The sequence below is a fragment of the Labrys sp. (in: a-proteobacteria) genome (genome assembly GCF_047605565.1).
GTDB lineage: Bacteria > Pseudomonadota > Alphaproteobacteria > Rhizobiales > Labraceae > Labrys > Labrys neptuniae.
In genome coordinates this window covers 150,951-166,702 of the sequence record NZ_JASGFM010000009.1, presented here as the reverse complement: position 1 = coordinate 166,702, position 15,752 = coordinate 150,951, and the positions used below count along the sequence as shown (strand labels likewise).

Genomic DNA, 15,752 nt, shown 5'->3' with positions numbered 1-15,752 from the left:
GTGCGAGATCAGACCCCCTTCAAGGCATGACACTCGCTCAACTACAGTTGCCGGAATCTCCCTCAGGCCTCGACCTTCGTCACGATGTTCAGCTTGGGAACGCGGAAGCCCATGGCGATCCATGCCCCCAGCAGCTTGGCGTAGAATGAGATCGTATGGGTCTTCAGATTGGGAATGTCATCGGGAAGGCCGGAGGCGTCGTTGAGGTCGCCGACCATGGTGCGCATCTCCACTTTCGGCCGCGCCTGTTCGGGCCATAGATGCAGATAGAGGCTGAGCCAATGCGCGCCCTTCATTTCCAGGAAGACGGGCGTGTTGCAGCAGGTGGCGACCACGCGGCGCGACCCGGCCTTGTCGGAAAGCCGAAATTCGCTCAGATGTTCGGCGCCGGAAAGGATGGTGATGCGATCCTTGCGATATTCGGCGCTGGGCGTGGCCTCGTGGCAGGTCAGCATGGGCCTGGCGCCGGGCAGCTTCGCCAGCCGCCCCGCTGCGGCCCGGCAAGAATTGCACAGGCATTCGGATACCAGGATCGGCGCGCCCCTGACCTCCAGGCGTGTCCGTCCGCAGTTGCAGCCGATCGTCATGGTCCCGCTCATGGTGTTTGCTCCCCGCTGAGATGAAACAGATGCCGGATATATCGGTCGAGATGATCGAGGCTTTCCCGCGCCAGTCCGGGATCGTTGCCGGCCTTGGCCAGCACGAAGCCGCCCTGGATGACGGCCTGTGTGTGCCGCGCCAGGCTTGCGGCCGTCCAGTCACCAGCCATGCCGCGCTCGCGCCGCGCCGCCTCGATATCGGCCTCCAGCGTGGCGGCATGGCCGAAGATGCTGTGCCCGCAGGCATCGCGGATGTCGGGGGCGGTCGCATAGACCTCCTGCGCCATGGTGCCGACCAGGCAGGTGAACTCGGGCAATTCGCCCACGATGATCGCCTTGCGAAAGGCGACATAGGCCAGAACGCGTTCCAGGGGATCGGCCGGGGCGTGATAGGGCGCCACCTGGAAGAAGCCGGCGGTCGTCTCCTCCCAATATTCGGCGGCGGCGACGCCCAGCGCTTCCTTGCTGCCGAAATGATGGAAGAACGCCCCCTTGGTGACATCGGCCGCGCGGCAGATGTCGTCGACGGAGGTGGCCGCGAAGCCCTTGGCGCGGATGACGTCCCGCGCCGCCTCCAGCAGGCGGTTTCGGGCATGGCCGCGTTCGGGCGATTGCTTGGTGGGTCTTGACATGTGATATACATACCAAATGGTTGGTATGCGTCAAGCGTGAAGTCAGAATGGCATTTCGGGAGGCCGGCCTTTCCCTGCCGGCCTCCCCTTCTGCGTTGGCGCAATGTTGTAAATGGATATTGTCAGGCGGCCTGAAGGTCCGGCCCCCGATCACCGGCCCTTCCAGACCGGCTCGCGCTTTTCGACGAAGGCCTTGGCGCCTTCGCGCGAATCCTCGGAAAGCTGCATGGCGCGGTGCTCGGGCACCTTGCCGGCATAGACATGCTCATAGGCCTCGCGCACACCCATGCCTTCGGTGGCGGCGAGGATAGCCTTGACTGCGGCGATGGACAGCGGCGCGTTGGCCGCGATGGTATCGGCCAGTTCCCGCGCCGTGGCCATCAGGTCGGCCATCGGCACGACGCGGTTGGCAAGGCCCCAGCCATGGGCCTCCTGCGCCGTGAAACGGCGGCCGGTGAGCAGCAATTCGCTGGCGATGGCGAGCGGAATACGGCGCGGCAGGCGCTGGATGCCGCCGGCATCGGCGACGAGGCCGACGGTGACTTCCGACAGGGCGAATTCGGCATGATCGGCCACCACCATGAGATCGGCGGCCAAAGCCAGCTCGCAGCCCCCGGCGATAGCGACGCCGTTGACCGCCGCGATCACCGGCTTGGTCAGCTCCCAGAAGGCAGTCAGGCCGGCAAAGCCGCCCGGTCCGAAATCGGTGTCGGGCTCTTCGGCACCGGAGGCGGCCGCCTTCAGGTCCCAGCCGGCCGAGAAGATGCGCTCGCCGCCCCCCGTGAGGATGGCGACGCGCAGCTCCGGATCGTCCTGCAGGGTGCGGAAGGCGGCATGCAGCGCCTTGGAGGTGGCGAGGTCGATGGCATTCGCCTTCGGACGATCCAGCGTGACCTCCAGCACCGCGCCGCGGCGTTCGAGCTTGACGGATTCAGACATGGCAATCTCCTGAAAATGCTAGCGCAACGATCGGCATGCGCAACTTTCACCCTCCCCTGGATGTCCGCAACTCTCTTGAGTTGCGTAGGGAGGGTCGGCCTGAAAGGCCGGGGTGGGGTGAGGAGGCACCGGCGGAAATGGCCAAAACGACTTCGCCTGCTGACGTCGTCACTCCACCCCGACACTGCGTGTCGACCCTCCCCCTCCAGGGGAGGGTGAAGGCTGTTCTGGCGCCCTTGGTCTCAATCCAGCATGCGAACGAGTGCATCGGCAGCGATGGCTCCGCGCCCCTCGGGCAACACAAAGAGCGGATTGACGTCGAGTTCGACCAACCGGTCGGCATGGCGTTCGGCAAAATCGGCGATCGCCAGGATGGCCTTGATGGTGCCACGGATGTCGCCGCGCGGCTTGCCGCGGAAGCCTTCGAGCAGGCGTGCGACGCGCAGGCTCATCAGCTTTTCGCGGATCTCCTCGGCGGTGACCGGCAGCAGCATCACGGCCGCGTCCTTGAGCATCTCGACCAGCACGCCGCCGGCGCCGACGGTGAGCGTCGGGCCGAACTGGGGGTCGCGCACCACCCCGACGATCAACTCGGCAACGGCGCCTTCCACCATACGCTCGACCAGGAAGCGGTCGCCCAGATGCGACATCGAGGCGACGGCGTCGGTCACGTCGGCCCGCGAACGCAGGCCGAGCTTGACGCCGCCGACATCCGATTTATGGGCAATCTTGTCGCTGTGGATCTTGATCGCCACCGGAAAGCCGAGGGCAGCCGCTGTGGACGGGGCCTCGACCGTGCCGGCGATACGGCTCGGCGGCAGCTCGAGGCCGTGGCGGCCGAGCAGATGCTTGGATTCATATTCGCTGAGCAGGCGTGCCTTGCCGACATCGATGCGCGCGACCTTGCGCAACGGGACGAGCTTCTCCCAGCCGGCACGCGCCATGGTGAAGTCGACGCCATGGGTGATGGCGGTCAGCGCATCGCCCATGCCCTGCATCGGCAGCACACCGTCGGCAAGCAGTGCCTTGGCATCGTCCTCCTGCATGTTCTCCGGCAGCGAGGACACCACGGCGGCGCGGGCGCCCGAGGCTGCGGCAGCACGGGTGATCGCCGCGCGAGCGGCGGCAAAGCCGCCATCCGGCACCAGGCCGCGATCGGTGCGCGGCTGATCCAGCACCAGGAGGTTAAGGTCGAAGCCCGAGTTCAGCATCTCGGTGAAGACAGCCTCGTTGGCCGGCTCGTTGCCCCAGATATAGGTGTGGTAGTCGAGCGGGTTGGAGACATGCACCTTGTCAGTGAGCAACTCCTGCAGGCGAGCGGCGTTTTCCGGCGGGATCGGCGCGAACTCGAGGTCGCGATCGGCCGCGAGGTCGGCGATCAGCGCCGCCTCGCCGCCCGAACAGCTCATCGAAGAGATGCGCTTGCCCGGCAGACCGCCGAACAGGTGCATGAGCTTGAGCGTCTCGACGAACGCCGGGACGTCGACAACACGCGCCACGCCGTAGCGGGCGAACAGGGCGTTGTAGAGCGCATCGGCGCCGGCGAGCGAGGAAGTATGGCTCATGGCGATCTCTGAGCCGATCTCCGAGCGCCCGGTCTTCAGCACGACCAGGGGCACGCCCTTTTCGAGCGCCTTGATCGCCGCCTGGGAGAACAGCGCGACGTCGTCGATCGATTCCACATGCAGGCCGATGGCCGTAACGCGCTCGTCCGCCAGCAGCGCCTCGATATAGTCACCATGGTCGCCGATCGCCTTGTTGCCGACGGCAATGACATAGGCGATGGGCAGCGCACGCCGCTGCATCGTCATGTTGAGGGCGATGTTGCCGGACTGGGTGATGATGGCGACGCCCTTCTCCACCCGCTCGGCGCCATGGGTATCGGGCCAGAGCACGCAGCCGTCGAGCAGGTTGAGCACGCCGTAGCAATTGGGGCCGACGATCGGCATGCCCTTGGCGAGCTCGACGAGCTTCTTCTGCAGCGCCGCGCCCTCCTCGCCGACCTCGGCGAAACCGGCGGCATAGCAGACGGCCGCACCGGCTCCCCGCTCGGCCAGCGCCGCGACGATGTCGACCGTGGGCTCACGCGGCGTCGCCACGAAAACGGCATCGGGCGCCTCCGGCAGATCGGCGACGGTCCTGTAGGCCTTGTGTCCCGCGATTTCGGTCTTGTCGGGATGAATGGGCCAGATCGGACCGGCATAGCCGATGCGGTCGCATTCACGGATGATCACGGAGGCCAATCGCCCCCCCGCGACGGCAATGTGGCGGGGTTTGAGCAGGCGGCGGAGGCCATCGACGACGGACATGCGGTGGGACCTATGGAGACAAAGCAGGCGGGAAACCTCGCACCCTAGGGAGGAGGCGTTGCTACAAGGTTGACGAGCACGGGACCGGCGTCAATCTGCTCATGTAGATTGATACCGCTTCGTGTAAAAATTCTGTCATGGACCGCCATCATCGACGACGATCTCAAAGATGCGGGTTGCGCGGCCGATACTGCGCAACCAGCCCGGCATTGATCTCCTTGGCGCCCGGCATGTTGGCGCTGCGATAGATCGGGGCATTGCCGCCCTCGGCCTGCAGGCGCGCCGCCGCTTCCGCGAAGACCGCGTTGAGCAGGGCCGCACCGATCGAGGTCGAGACCGGGCCCGTGCGCAATTCGCTGTCCGGCAGCGCCATCACGGCATCGCCGGGCGGTGCGCCATTGTCGAGCACGACATCGGCCAGATCGGCAAGCCGGGGCCGGCCCTGTGCTGCCTGGCTCGAATAAGCGAGCGAGGTAATGGCGACGATGGTGGCACCGGCCGCCCTGCCGATCTCCGCCGCCTCGATGATGGCGGCATTGACGCCGCTGTTGGAGGCGATGATCAGCATGTCCTTGGCCCCGATCGGATAGCGCGCCAGCACGGGCGCCACCATGCCCGGGATGCGCTCGAAAGCCGTGCTGGCCACCGAGCCGTCATGCAGCATGGTCACCGCCGACAGGATCGGCACGGTCAGGGCCAGGCCGCCGGCGCGATAATGCGCCTCCTCGGCCAGAATGTGGCTGTGGCCGGTGCCGAAGACATAGACCAGGCCGTCCTGCCGGGCCGTGCGCTCGACGGCAACAGCCGCTGCTGCGATGGCCTCGGCATTGGCCCAGAACAGGGCTCCGATGCGCCGGGTGAGATCGGCGAGATAGGCGGCGGCGGTCGGTATGTCGGTCATGGCAATCTTCCGGGAACTGGCTGCTGCATGCGGGAGAGGTGTTCCTTCCTGCACGATCATGATGCTCCCGCCAAGCGCCGCCATTTTGGGCTCATCCGTCACGAAACGAATCGAGATGGTTCGACCTCTGTCATTGCCGGGCTTGATCCGGCAATCCAGTTCCTCCCTCCGGATCTCGGCGACGGGGCCTCTGGATGCCCGGGTCAAGCCCGGGCATGACAAAGGTGGCGCCTCAATCGTTACGGGACATCGCCTCAACGCCCCTCGTGCGGGCGCAGCATCTGCCGCGCGATGATAAGGCGCTGGATCTCGCTGGTGCCGTCCCAGATGCGCTCGACCCTGGCGTCCTTCCACCAGCCGGCGATCGGCAGGGTGTCCATCAGGCCCATGCCGCCGAAGGTCTGGATCGCCCTGTCGGTCATTTTGCCGAGCATCTCGGAGGCCGCCAGCTTGGCCATGGCGAAATCGGCATCGGTCGCCTTGCCCTGGTCGAGCAGCCAGGCGGCCCGCAGGGTGAGAAGGTCGGCTGCTTCAAGCTCCACCGCGAGATCGGCGAGCGGGAAGGAAATACCCTGGAATTGCGAGATCGCCTGGCCGAACTGCTTGCGCTGGCCGGCCCAGGCCAAGGTCTCGTCCATCACCCGGCGCGCCCGGCCGACCGAGGTGGCCGCCACGGTGAGGCGTGTGGCGCCGAGCCATTCGCTCATCAGGTCGAAGCCCTTGCCTTCCTCGCCGAGAAGCTGGTCGGCCGGGATGACGCAGTCGTCGAAATAGAGCTCGCAATTGTGATAGCCGCGATGCGACAGCGCATGCGGGCCGGGGCGCACCGTCAGGCCGGGCGTGTCCTTGTCGACCAGGAAGCCGGAGATCTGGTTGCGGGGGCCGCGCTTGGTTTCCTCGGTGCCGGTGACGGCGAACAGGATGATGAAATCGGCCTTGTCGGCATGGCTGATGAAGTGCTTCTGGCCATTGATGACATAGCTGTCGCCCAATTTAGCGTCATGTCGGCAGACGGCCTTGGTCTTCATCGAGCGCACGTCGGAACCGGCGCCGGGCTCGGTCATGGCCAGGCAGTCGACGCGCTCGCCGCGGATCGCCGGCAGCAGCCAACGCTCGCGCTGGGCGCCCCGGCAGCCCTGGAGGATGTTGGAGGGGCGGGCCACCACCATCTGCAGGCCGTAATTGGCCCGGCCGAGCTCGCGCTCCAGCAAGGCGATGCCGACGGCATCGAGGCCGCCGCCCCCCAGTTCCACCGGCATGTTGGCGGCATAGAGCCCGAGCTCCATCGCCTTCTTCTTGATTTCGGCGGCGAGGTCGTCAGGCACTTCGTCGGTGCGCTCGACCAGCGCCTCATGCGGATAGAGCTCCTCCTCGACGAAACGGCGCACCGTTTCGACCAGCATGTCCTGCTCTTCGGTCAATGCGAACTGCATCGGCGTTTCCCCTCGGTACAACGGAAATTCGATCGGCGCCCTTTCTAGTCTTTTCATGGCGCCGATCATGCCGATCGCGACATGGATCAAGCGTATTGCGACGCATCCATCTCGACGATGGTGGTCACCGGCGCACCCGCGGCCGCGAGCAGGGCTTCCTTGACCTCGCCGAGGGAGCGGGCGGCGACATGCCTGGCGCCAAAGGCCTTGGCGGCGGCACTGAAATCGGTCGCCTGCAGGCGCACGCCGAGCGGGGCGATCTGGTTGCGGACCATGTATTCCTCGATCTCGCCATAGCGCTGGTCGTTCCAGAGCAGCACGATGATCGGGGCGCCGGCGTCGGCCGCGCTGGCGAGTTCGGGCAAGGTAAACTGGAAGCCGCCATCGCCGATGATGCAGACCACGGGCACCTTGGGACGGCCGACCTTGGCACCGATAGCCGCCGGCAAGGCATAACCGAGCGTGCCGAAGCCGGTGGCCGCACTCATCCAGCGTCGGGCCGCCGGCGGTTCGGCCATGAAGTTGCCGCCATAGCTGGCCGCGGTGGAATCGGCCGCGACGACGGCCTCGGGCAGTACCTGCCAGATCGCGTCGAGCAGCGGGCGATGCCGGACATAGCGTGGATCGGCCCCCTCGAGACGCGCGGCCTGCAACTGCCGGGCATAGGCGGCCCCACCCTCGATCGTCTTCACGAGCGGCGCCAGGGCGGCGGCAAAGCGCCCGGCATCGCCCACCACCGGCAGGGTTGGGCGGGCATTGCGATGCAGCTGGCGCGGATCGATGTCGACGCGGATCACCGCACCGTTGAGCTTCAGCCCATCGAGCTCATACCAGAACTCGGTTTCGCCCAACTCGGTGCCGAGGGCCAGCACGAGATCGGCCTCGCCGATCGCGCGGTGCAACGCAGGAGTAAGCATGCAGCCGCCGGCCAGCAGCTTATGCCCAGCCGGCAGGATGCCCTTGGCATTGGCAGTGAGCAGGGTGGCGGCGCCCAGCTTCTCGATCAGTTCACGAACGGCATCGGCCCCGGCAACCGCACCGCCGCCGGCGATCACCAGCGGCTTCTTCGCCCTGGCGATCAAGGCTGCAGCCGCTTCGACATCGTCGGCGCGTGGTACCGGCGGGCCGGCCGGCTTGCGCATAGCGGTCACGGGCCCCGGGAAGGGCTCGGACAACAGGTCGATCGGGATTTCGATCAGCACCGGGCCAGGACGCGCGGAGGCCATGAAGGCGAAGGCTTCGTCGAAGGCGGGAATGAGCTGGTCTGCGGTCCAGATCGTCAAGGCGAGGGCAGACACCTCGCGGCCGACCACGGACTGGCCGCGCAATTCGTGGAGATGCCCCTCGCCCCGGCCGAGGGTCTGGCGCGGATTGAGCGTGGTGATCACCAGCATGGGCACGCTGTCGGCCAAAGCCTGCCCCATGGCGGTGGCAATGTTGAGAAGCCCGGGGCCGGTGACGATGAAGCAGGCGGCAGGCTTGCCGGTCGCCCTGGCATAGCCGTCCGCCATGAAGCCGGCGCCCTGCTCGTGGCGCGGCGTGATATGGGTGAGGCCCGAGCCCGGAATGCCGCGATAAAGCTCGACCGTGTGCACGCCGGGAATGCCGAACACCGTATCGATGCCGCGTTCGACCAGCAATTGCGGAATGAGCGTGCCGAGATGAGGATGGTCGGCCATGGTTCCCCCGTGGATGCGGTTATTGTCTTGCAGGACACGTCTCCCTTCTCCCCTTGCGGGAGAAGGTCCCGGCAGGGGGATGAGGGGTGGCACGCCATATACGGCTGGCGTTGCAAGACCCCTCATCCGTCCCTTCGGGACACCTTCTCCCGCAAGGGGAGAAGGAAAATCTTGCCTCAGGCGGCCTTGCCCTGGCTCAGCCGGATCGCCAGGCTGACCATGCGGCTGGCGGCTTCGCGCAACTGCGAGGCATCGGAACTGAGGGCGACGCGCACATGGCCCGCTGCCTGCTGGCCGAAGGAGGCGCCGGGCATGACGGCGACCTTCTCCTCTTCGAGCAGGCGCCAGGCAAAGGCCTCGCCGTCAATGCCGGTGCCGGAGACGTCGACCATGGCGAACATGCCGCCTTCCGGCTTCGGGCAACGCAGGCCCGGCGCATTGGCGAGCATTTCCGGCAGGATCTCGGCCCGCACGCGGAAGCTCTCGGCGCTCTCGGCGCATTCGGCGAAGGTCTCGCTGAGCGCATAGGCCGCCATGTCCTGGATGAAGGGCTGGCCGCCGAACAGCATCATTTCCGACAGCGGCAGCAGGCGTTCGATGAACTCCACCGGCCCGACGCACCAGCCGGCGCGCATGCCCGGCAGCATATGCGACTTGGAGAGCGAGGATACCACCACGGTACGCTCGGTCCCCTCGGCCAAGTCGAAAGGCGAGGCGAAGGGGGCGCCATAGGACAGCATCTCATAGACTTCGTCGGAGACGATCCACAGATCGTGCCGCCGGCAGACATCGACGATGGCAGCGATTTCCTCGCGCGACAGGGTGGCACCGGTCGGATTGTGCGGGGAGTTGAGCAGCAGGACGCGCGAACGCGGCGTGATGCGGGCTTCCAGGTCCTCGGCACGCAGATGGAAGCCATTGACCGGGTCGAGCGGCACCAGCACGATATCGGCACCACTGGCACGGATCACGCCTTCATAGGTGGCATAGAGCGGATCGCCCACCAGGACCTCGTTGCCGGCTTCGGCCAGGGCGGCGAGCGCGGCATAGAGGGCGGTCTGGGTGCCTGGCATATAGGCGGTGTTGTCGGTGGTGATGGTGCGACCGGTGCGCTTGGAATATTTGGCAGCGATGGCCTGCAGCACGGATGGCTCGCCGCGCCCGCCCGAATAGCGGATGCGGCGTGCCTGCAGGCTGGCGATGGCGGTATCGATCAGGGCCTGCGGCGCCGGCGTGTCAGGCTCGCCGATGGTGAGCTCGATGATCGGCTCGCCAGCCGCGACACGGCGGCGCGCTTCGAAATGCACGGCCCATTTCGCCGCACCCAAATCGGCCAAACGATCGGTCACGGAAGCAAAGCGCACGGTACACTCCTAAGAACTGTCCTCCCGGGATGTCGGTGTTTCGGGGAGGAGACGCATCGAGGCCAACCTGATGAATGGTTGATGACACCGAATGAGATGAGCAAGCCGATACCATGGCGCGCGATCCGGCGTAACCCCCGCGACGTCTTGCCCCAAGGGCCAGCTCCAAGGGCCTTGCCCAAGGCTCACGGCACGGCCAGCCTCAGCCGCCTCGCCGAGGGCGCGATCTCGACACGGCGGCCCCAGTCGAAGGCGAGATGGTCGCTTTCGATGCCATCGGCGAAGATGGTGCCGCCATCCATTTCGGAGGTCACGACGACAGGCGCCTCCTCCACCAGCCCCCGTACCAGCTCGGTGCCGGTGGCGGGGCTCGGCCAGGCCTCGCGTACCAGGAAGCCGAGGCGCGGCTGCACCGGCGAGAGGTCCAGGCTGGCATGGGTGGCGTTGAGGATCGAGGCCGCCCAGCCGGTGGCACCGGTCCCGGTGGTGACGATCAGGCCGGAAGAGGACTGGCGTTCGCTTTGGCCGCCGCAGGACAATGTGTAGCGTGCCGACTGGTGGCTGGCATGGCCCACGAAGATCTCGTTGAGGGCGAGCAATCGCTCGCCCTGGTCGAGACGCGCTTCCGCCATCACGCGCTCCTCGACGCGGATACTGCCCTTCACGGCCTCCTGCAACGCGTCGCCGGTATCGCTCACCCCGAACCGCACCAGGACGCCAGCGTTCTGCCCCGGAAAGGGATCGATGCCGATGACGACCTGACCATCGAGATATTTGGCGACATTGGCGACCAGCCCATCCTGGCCGATTGCCAGCACGACATCCTCCGGACCGAAGACGAAACGTTCGACATCGGCCCGCAGGATGGTAGCCTGGCGCCAGTCGGCCGGGATGGCGGCCCTGATGCGATGCAGAGCCTCGGTAAAGCGCCGATGCGTGTCCTCCACCGCTTCCAGCGTCAGGCCCTTGCGCTCCAGTACGAAGCGTGCAGCGGCAGCGCTGGTGTAGCTTGCCCGGATGCGGTCGAGATCGGTCTCGCGCCGGACCAGGATGACACGGGGGGCGAGAAGGGACATGGCGGGCTCCGGGGTTCGCGGGATAGTTTCCTTCTCCCCTTGCGGGTGTCGTCAACTCTCTTGAGTTGACTAGAGGTCCCGGCGGGGGATGAGGGGGAGAAACGTGACCTTGTCGGCTAGGCGCCTCCACCCCTCATCCGCCCCTTCGGGGCACCTTCTCCCACAAGGGGAGAAGGCAAAAATGCCACTCAACCTGCCTGCTCCTCGCCCTTGGCCAGGGCCGCGCCGAGCACGGTACCGAGCTGGGCCAGCACGTCGGGGCCGAGATTGAGCGTGCCGATCCTGGCATTGGCGAAGGCCTCCTTGAGGGCTTCGGCCACCGGGATCAGCACTGGCAGGGTGTTGGCGATCTCGGCACGGACACGCTCGCCGGCGAGCTTGGCCTCGTCGAGCCGGCGGATCGCTTCGGCTTCGGCCTCCGAGGCGACACCGCGTGTCACAGCCTGGCTGCGCGCCGTTAGCTCGCGGGCCGTCGCCTCGCCCTCGGCCGCCACCATGTTCTTGTCGACAGCCGTGCGTGCCTGGGCGAGCTCGTTTTCGCGCTCGCGCTCAAACAGGCGCCCACGCTCTTCCTCCAGCCGGATCTTGGCCTTGGTCTCGTTCTCGGCGATCGCGGCCTCCTTCTCGACAGCGGCGGCGCGGCGGGCAAAGGTCGCCTCGTCGGCGGCCTGCTGCAGCTTTTCCGCCGTCGGCTGGCGCAGGGCCCTCACCAGTTCCGGTGCCGGCGTGAGATCGGACAAATGAATACCGGTGAGGGCAATGCCGATCGCCGACAGCGCGGCGGTAGCGGCAAGATCCCGCTCCACCTCGGCCAGCAATGTGCCGACGCCTTCGGCCAGCACGACACCGATGCTGCGGCTGGAAAGGAAACGCTCGACCGCGGTCTTCACCAGCCCGTCGATCAGGTTCTCGACCTGGCTCAAGGGATCGGCGCGATAGGCGCCGGTGCGCAGGTCGACGGAGAAGTCGATGCGCTCGGCCAGCAGCGCCGGCTCCTGGGCGCGCCAGCTCGCCAGCCCCTGCACGCTCACTGCCTGGAAATCGGCGGTGCGACCGGTGACGGCGACGATATGGTTGCGGTCGTCGGCCGGCACCTCGACCAGCGAGGTGCTGCCCTGGGGCGAGAACCACACGGCCTGGCCCCGGCCCGACCGGGCGAGGCGGCCGCGACGGTAGACGCCGAGGAAGGATGAGGCCTCGACGCGGGCGTGGCTGAAGAAGGGATAGCGGCGAATGGTGGCCATGGCTGGCTCCTGCGTTGTCGAGATCGATTGAACTCGTTTTAATTTATTAAATTACAAAGTGCAAATTGTATTTTGTATATTTATGCCATACTTACATCGACCCTGTGTCGAACAGCACATGCAGGTGGTCGGAGCGCACCAGCCTCGACCGGGAATGAGGGAGGCAGACGTCCCTACCGCCTATCCTTGGTCGGGTAGCCGTGCTTGTTGCACCAGCGATAGGAACTATGCGTGGGCGTGACGACCCCGGCACAATAATTTTCGTCAACCGAGTTCCCTGTCTGATCGAAGGAACTACTCGAGGAAGAAGGTGGTGCCGGCTCCGGCCGCGGAGGTTCCGGCAATCCGGCCGCCGCTTCGTAATTGCCGGGTATCCTCGGCACATGGCCGGTGAAGGGCTTGACGATGACCGTGGATTGCGGCGCCGCGCAGCCGGCGACGAGGGTGGCCAGCAAGGCAGACGACAGAAACGAGCGCATGTCTTCCTCTGCTCCGGATCGGATGCCGTTTCACCACGGATCGCACCATCGGTCAGTTCCCAAGCGAACAGGCGGCGACGGGAAGGCATCTGCGCCAGCCAATAAAATCACAAATTGCATTTTGCGCCTTGATCTCGCCACCGCTTCCGGCTGTGCTAGGACGATTTGACGGAATTGGCACCGCGGGCAGGGAGTGCCCTGGGTTCCACCGTTGCCCTGTTTATGGATGTCGAAATGCCTGTCGTTTCCTATGCCGGGCCTGAACAGCGCCCGATCGCCACGGTCGACATCGTTCTCGTCACCTTGAACGAAGACGGCCTGCGGCTCTGCCTGCAACGGCGCGAATACGATCCCCATGCCGGCGAACTCGCCCTGATCGGCGGCTATGTCAGGCCGGAGGAGGATGCCGACATCGAGGCGTCGGCGCGGCGCATCCTGACCAGCAAGGCCAGGCTCGATGGCCTCTATCTCGAACAGGTGCGCAGCTTTGGCGGCCCGGATCGCGACCCGCGCGGCTGGTCGATCGCCATCGTCTATCTGGCTTTGGTGCCGGACGAGCGCCTTGCCGCCGCCGAGGCAGCCGGCGCTCCCCGTTTCGAGCGCATCGATCCCGACCATTGCCCGCCTCTGCCCTTCGACCATGGTAGGCTGATCGCCGCCGCCCTGGAGCGACTGCGCTCGAAAGCGAGTTATTCCACCCTGCCGGCCTTCCTGCTCGGCGAGCAATTCACCCTGCCCGAGCTCAAGGCCGTCTATGAGAGGGCCATGGGCACGCCGCTCAACGACAGCGCCTTCCGCCGCAAGCTGATGGAAATGCAGATTCTCGAGGAGATCGATGCCAAGGCGAGCGCCACCGCCGAACGCAAGCGCCCGGCGCAGCTCTACCGGCTGGCCAGCCGGGCGCTGACGGAATTCGACAGGACGGTGTGATCCAACCTTTCTCCTTCCTTCATGCTTAGCCAAGAAGAACCCTGCCAGCCTTCCTGGATAATGCTCCAGTCGAGACAGCGTCATCATCGCCTGCGAAAACAGACCGACAGAGTAAGGAGACCATCATGCTGCGCCCTATCAATCCGCCCGGCTCCGCCATTCCCGGCATTTCCCAGGCCATGCTGGTCGAAAGCGGGCGGCTGCTGCTGCTTTCCGGCCACGTGCCCTTCGACGAAACGGGCAAGGTCGTCGGCGATGACCTCGCCTCCCAGCTCGACAAGGTCTTCGCCAACCTGCTCGCCACCCTGCAGGCGGCCGGCGGCGATTTCAGCGCGCTGGCCCGGGTGACCATCTATGTGCGAGACTACGATCCCAGCCAGTTGCCTGTGATCCGGGCGGTGCGTGATCGCTGGATCGGCAAGGAGCGGCCGCCGGCCAGTTCTCTCGTCGGCGTCGCCTCGCTGTTCCTCCCCGACGTCCTGGTGGAGATCGACGCCATCGCCGTGCTGCCGGAGCAGAAGGGAAGCACGGATACAGGCCGATAACGGGCGGGTCACGCGTCCCCCCTATTCAGTGGATACTCAAAACGCCGGACACCGCTAGTGTCGGCAAACCGAGAACATCCATCGCGAGACGACAGTACCGATCGCGAGAAGGAGGATCGCATGCCCCTCCGTGCGCGCGTAGGTCGCCACGCCTCGACCGGCGCCCAGTGCCAGAACTGGGCCGAAGACCAGCAGATCGTCATCGCACTCCTCAATCTCATTCCCAAGATTGACGGCGGAGCCCAAGCCGGTATTGCAGGCCGCGTCGTTGGCGGCATCGCCAGCGACGCGCTGTGCAGTGCCATCCTCACGTTCCAGAAGAAATACTTCCCGGCGCACCAGACAGGTTTCATCGAGCCCACCGGCGCAGCCATCGCCAAATTGGAGGAACTCGCCTCACGCCCCTCGCCGACGCCGGCTGCCACCCCGACCGGGCCTTGGGGCGTATTCCAGAGCAACTCGGTACCGAAAGCCCTGCGCGCGGCCTTGGCCGACGATCACCATCTCAACCATGTCGAGGTCGTCGAGATCCTGCGCGCCACCCTGCAGGACGGCCGGGTAACGCAGAGCGAACTCGCCGACCTGAAGATGATCGCAGAGAAGTCCAACACCATCATGCCGCGGTCGAAGGCGATGCTGGAGCGCTTCGTCGACCTGGCCGGCACGATGATCGCAAAATGGCCGTTCGACGTCTCATCGGTCCAGCGCAGCTATGCCGTCGGCCGTGCCTGCGACTTCATGCGCAAGCTCGGTCGCGGCCAATGGCCCAATCTCGACCGGGACGAAGTCGGCATCGGCATCATCATCCGCGTCGCCTATCCGGGCACGCTCGACCAGAACCAGACGAATTTGTGCGGACCAGCGGCTCTGGTCTTCAATGTCCTGCGCGACCGTCCGGGAACCTATGCCGCCTACGCCTGCGACATGTACGACAAGGGCGAGGGCGTGCTCTACAGACTTCCGATCAAGCCGAAAGCCGATCTGCGCCATGCCGCCCCCTCGTCCTCCGATATTGCCCCTGTCGACTGGCTGACGCTGGCGAGCATCCGCAACTCCAACGACTGGGCCATCCATTACGATTCGACCGACGGCGGATTCTCGGGCATGACGACCCCGATGGAGCTGGCCTACTGGTTCGACCAGGCCGGCTACACGGATGTGCGGGAGGATGCGAACTTCTTCCGCCACCAGCGCGACACCGACAACATGAAGGAAGCGAACCGCCTGCTCGCGGCGGGCTACCATGTCGTCCTGCTCATCGGCTCCAACATGGTCGATGGCCATCAGACCCAGAGCTCCGACATTCGCGACGATCACTGGGTCGTGCTGCAATCGCAGATGAAGGTGGAGAATGGCGAAGTCACGTTCCACATCTATACCTGGGGCGACGGCTATCGCGAGGTGCCCTTGAGCGGAACGCTCACGCTGGATGACTTCCTGATGAACTATTATGGCTATGTGGCTGCCAAGCCCTATTAGCCAGCATCAGGGTCACGGGCAGCCGTGCTCGGCCTTGGAAACAAGGCACCAGGCCAACCTCGTGAAGAACCCGGATAGAGGCTCCTGCGGCCGAAACTCCAGCTTTCCGGACCGCCGCATTTTCAAGCGCGGACGAGACGTCC

General features: G+C 65.8%; 14 protein-coding genes. 3 read left to right on the top strand and 11 right to left on the bottom strand.

The window, feature by feature from the left end; genetic code table 11:
• Nucleotides 1-62: 62 nt before the first annotated feature.
• The 11 genes from QM672_RS11410 to QM672_RS11360 all read right to left on the bottom strand — a co-directional run bounded on the left by QM672_RS11410 (nucleotide 63) and on the right by QM672_RS11360 (nucleotide 12,655).
• Nucleotides 63-599 (bottom strand): GFA family protein, encoded by a 537-nt coding sequence (locus QM672_RS11410; protein WP_415082644.1) that lies wholly within the window; start codon nucleotides 597-599, stop codon nucleotides 63-65.
• Nucleotides 596-1,231, bottom strand: coding sequence for a TetR/AcrR family transcriptional regulator (locus QM672_RS11405; RefSeq protein ID WP_415082642.1), 636 nt, complete (start codon nucleotides 1,229-1,231; stop codon nucleotides 596-598). The genes QM672_RS11410 and QM672_RS11405 overlap by 4 nt, the downstream gene beginning before the upstream one ends.
• A 150-nt stretch (nucleotides 1,232-1,381) precedes the next feature.
• The gene (locus QM672_RS11400; RefSeq protein ID WP_149253381.1) at nucleotides 1,382-2,170 is read right to left on the bottom strand and encodes an enoyl-CoA hydratase-related protein; all 789 of its coding nucleotides are present in this window, start codon (nucleotides 2,168-2,170) and stop codon (nucleotides 1,382-1,384) included.
• A 242-nt stretch (nucleotides 2,171-2,412) separates the two neighbouring features.
• Complete coding sequence (locus tag QM672_RS11395) at nucleotides 2,413-4,479, bottom strand: acetate--CoA ligase family protein (RefSeq protein ID WP_311937945.1); 2,067 nt, start codon at nucleotides 4,477-4,479, stop codon at nucleotides 2,413-2,415.
• A 163-nt stretch (nucleotides 4,480-4,642) separates the two neighbouring features.
• The gene (locus tag QM672_RS11390) at nucleotides 4,643-5,380 is read right to left on the bottom strand and encodes an SIS domain-containing protein (RefSeq protein WP_311937943.1); all 738 of its coding nucleotides are present in this window, start codon (nucleotides 5,378-5,380) and stop codon (nucleotides 4,643-4,645) included.
• A gap of 254 nt (nucleotides 5,381-5,634) precedes the next feature.
• Nucleotides 5,635-6,813 carry an acyl-CoA dehydrogenase family protein gene (locus tag QM672_RS11385; RefSeq protein WP_415082639.1) on the bottom strand — a complete coding sequence of 393 codons (1,179 nt, stop codon included), beginning with the start codon at nucleotides 6,811-6,813 and terminating at the stop codon, nucleotides 5,635-5,637.
• Nucleotides 6,814-6,899: 86 nt separating this feature from the next.
• A complete protein-coding gene (locus tag QM672_RS11380) occupies nucleotides 6,900-8,492 on the bottom strand; it encodes a 5-guanidino-2-oxopentanoate decarboxylase (RefSeq protein WP_415082637.1) in 1,593 nt (530 codons plus the stop codon).
• A 176-nt stretch (nucleotides 8,493-8,668) separates the two neighbouring features.
• Nucleotides 8,669-9,856: a pyridoxal phosphate-dependent aminotransferase gene (locus tag QM672_RS11375; RefSeq protein ID WP_415082635.1), complete on the bottom strand. Its 1,188-nt coding sequence runs from the start codon at nucleotides 9,854-9,856 to the stop codon at nucleotides 8,669-8,671.
• A 185-nt stretch (nucleotides 9,857-10,041) separates the two neighbouring features.
• Nucleotides 10,042-10,932, bottom strand: a complete 891-nt coding sequence (locus tag QM672_RS11370) for a hypothetical protein (RefSeq protein WP_415082633.1) — start codon at nucleotides 10,930-10,932, stop codon at nucleotides 10,042-10,044.
• A 188-nt stretch (nucleotides 10,933-11,120) separates the two neighbouring features.
• Nucleotides 11,121-12,176, bottom strand: a complete 1,056-nt coding sequence (locus tag QM672_RS11365) for an SPFH domain-containing protein (RefSeq protein ID WP_415082631.1) — start codon at nucleotides 12,174-12,176, stop codon at nucleotides 11,121-11,123.
• A 173-nt stretch (nucleotides 12,177-12,349) separates the two neighbouring features.
• Nucleotides 12,350-12,655 (bottom strand): hypothetical protein, encoded by a 306-nt coding sequence (locus tag QM672_RS11360; RefSeq protein WP_415082629.1) that lies wholly within the window; start codon nucleotides 12,653-12,655, stop codon nucleotides 12,350-12,352.
• 234 nt (nucleotides 12,656-12,889) lie between these two features.
• Between QM672_RS11360 and QM672_RS11355 the strand changes: the two genes are divergently transcribed.
• The 3 genes from QM672_RS11355 to QM672_RS11345 all read left to right on the top strand — a co-directional run bounded on the left by QM672_RS11355 (nucleotide 12,890) and on the right by QM672_RS11345 (nucleotide 15,609).
• Nucleotides 12,890-13,585, top strand: coding sequence for an NUDIX hydrolase (locus tag QM672_RS11355; protein WP_415082627.1), 696 nt, complete (start codon nucleotides 12,890-12,892; stop codon nucleotides 13,583-13,585).
• A gap of 125 nt (nucleotides 13,586-13,710) precedes the next feature.
• Nucleotides 13,711-14,130 carry a RidA family protein gene (locus QM672_RS11350; RefSeq protein ID WP_394312529.1) on the top strand — a complete coding sequence of 140 codons (420 nt, stop codon included), beginning with the start codon at nucleotides 13,711-13,713 and terminating at the stop codon, nucleotides 14,128-14,130.
• 120 nt (nucleotides 14,131-14,250) lie between these two features.
• Nucleotides 14,251-15,609, top strand: coding sequence for a hypothetical protein (locus QM672_RS11345; RefSeq protein WP_415082625.1), 1,359 nt, complete (start codon nucleotides 14,251-14,253; stop codon nucleotides 15,607-15,609).
• The last annotated feature ends 143 nt before the right edge of the window (nucleotides 15,610-15,752 follow it).

What these genes read in the sequence shown, in the direction of transcription:
- QM672_RS11410 (WP_415082644.1), bottom strand. Translation starts at nt 599, where the DNA reads ATGAGCGGGACCATGACGATCGGCTGCAACTGCGGACGGACACGCCTG.
- QM672_RS11405 (WP_415082642.1), bottom strand. Translation starts at nt 1,231, where the DNA reads ATGTCAAGACCCACCAAGCAATCGCCCGAACGCGGCCATGCCCGAAAC.
- QM672_RS11400 (WP_149253381.1), bottom strand. Translation starts at nt 2,170, where the DNA reads ATGTCTGAATCCGTCAAGCTCGAACGCCGCGGCGCGGTGCTGGAGGTC.
- QM672_RS11395 (WP_311937945.1), bottom strand. Translation starts at nt 4,479, where the DNA reads ATGTCCGTCGTCGATGGCCTCCGCCGCCTGCTCAAACCCCGCCACATT.
- QM672_RS11390 (WP_311937943.1), bottom strand. Translation starts at nt 5,380, where the DNA reads ATGACCGACATACCGACCGCCGCCGCCTATCTCGCCGATCTCACCCGG.
- QM672_RS11385 (WP_415082639.1), bottom strand. Translation starts at nt 6,813, where the DNA reads ATGCAGTTCGCATTGACCGAAGAGCAGGACATGCTGGTCGAAACGGTG.
- QM672_RS11380 (WP_415082637.1), bottom strand. Translation starts at nt 8,492, where the DNA reads ATGGCCGACCATCCTCATCTCGGCACGCTCATTCCGCAATTGCTGGTC.
- QM672_RS11370 (WP_415082633.1), bottom strand. Translation starts at nt 10,932, where the DNA reads ATGTCCCTTCTCGCCCCCCGTGTCATCCTGGTCCGGCGCGAGACCGAT.
- QM672_RS11365 (WP_415082631.1), bottom strand. Translation starts at nt 12,176, where the DNA reads ATGGCCACCATTCGCCGCTATCCCTTCTTCAGCCACGCCCGCGTCGAG.
- QM672_RS11360 (WP_415082629.1), bottom strand. Translation starts at nt 12,655, where the DNA reads ATGCGCTCGTTTCTGTCGTCTGCCTTGCTGGCCACCCTCGTCGCCGGC.
- QM672_RS11355 (WP_415082627.1), top strand. Translation starts at nt 12,890, where the DNA reads ATGCCTGTCGTTTCCTATGCCGGGCCTGAACAGCGCCCGATCGCCACG.
- QM672_RS11350 (WP_394312529.1), top strand. Translation starts at nt 13,711, where the DNA reads ATGCTGCGCCCTATCAATCCGCCCGGCTCCGCCATTCCCGGCATTTCC.
- QM672_RS11345 (WP_415082625.1), top strand. Translation starts at nt 14,251, where the DNA reads ATGCCCCTCCGTGCGCGCGTAGGTCGCCACGCCTCGACCGGCGCCCAG.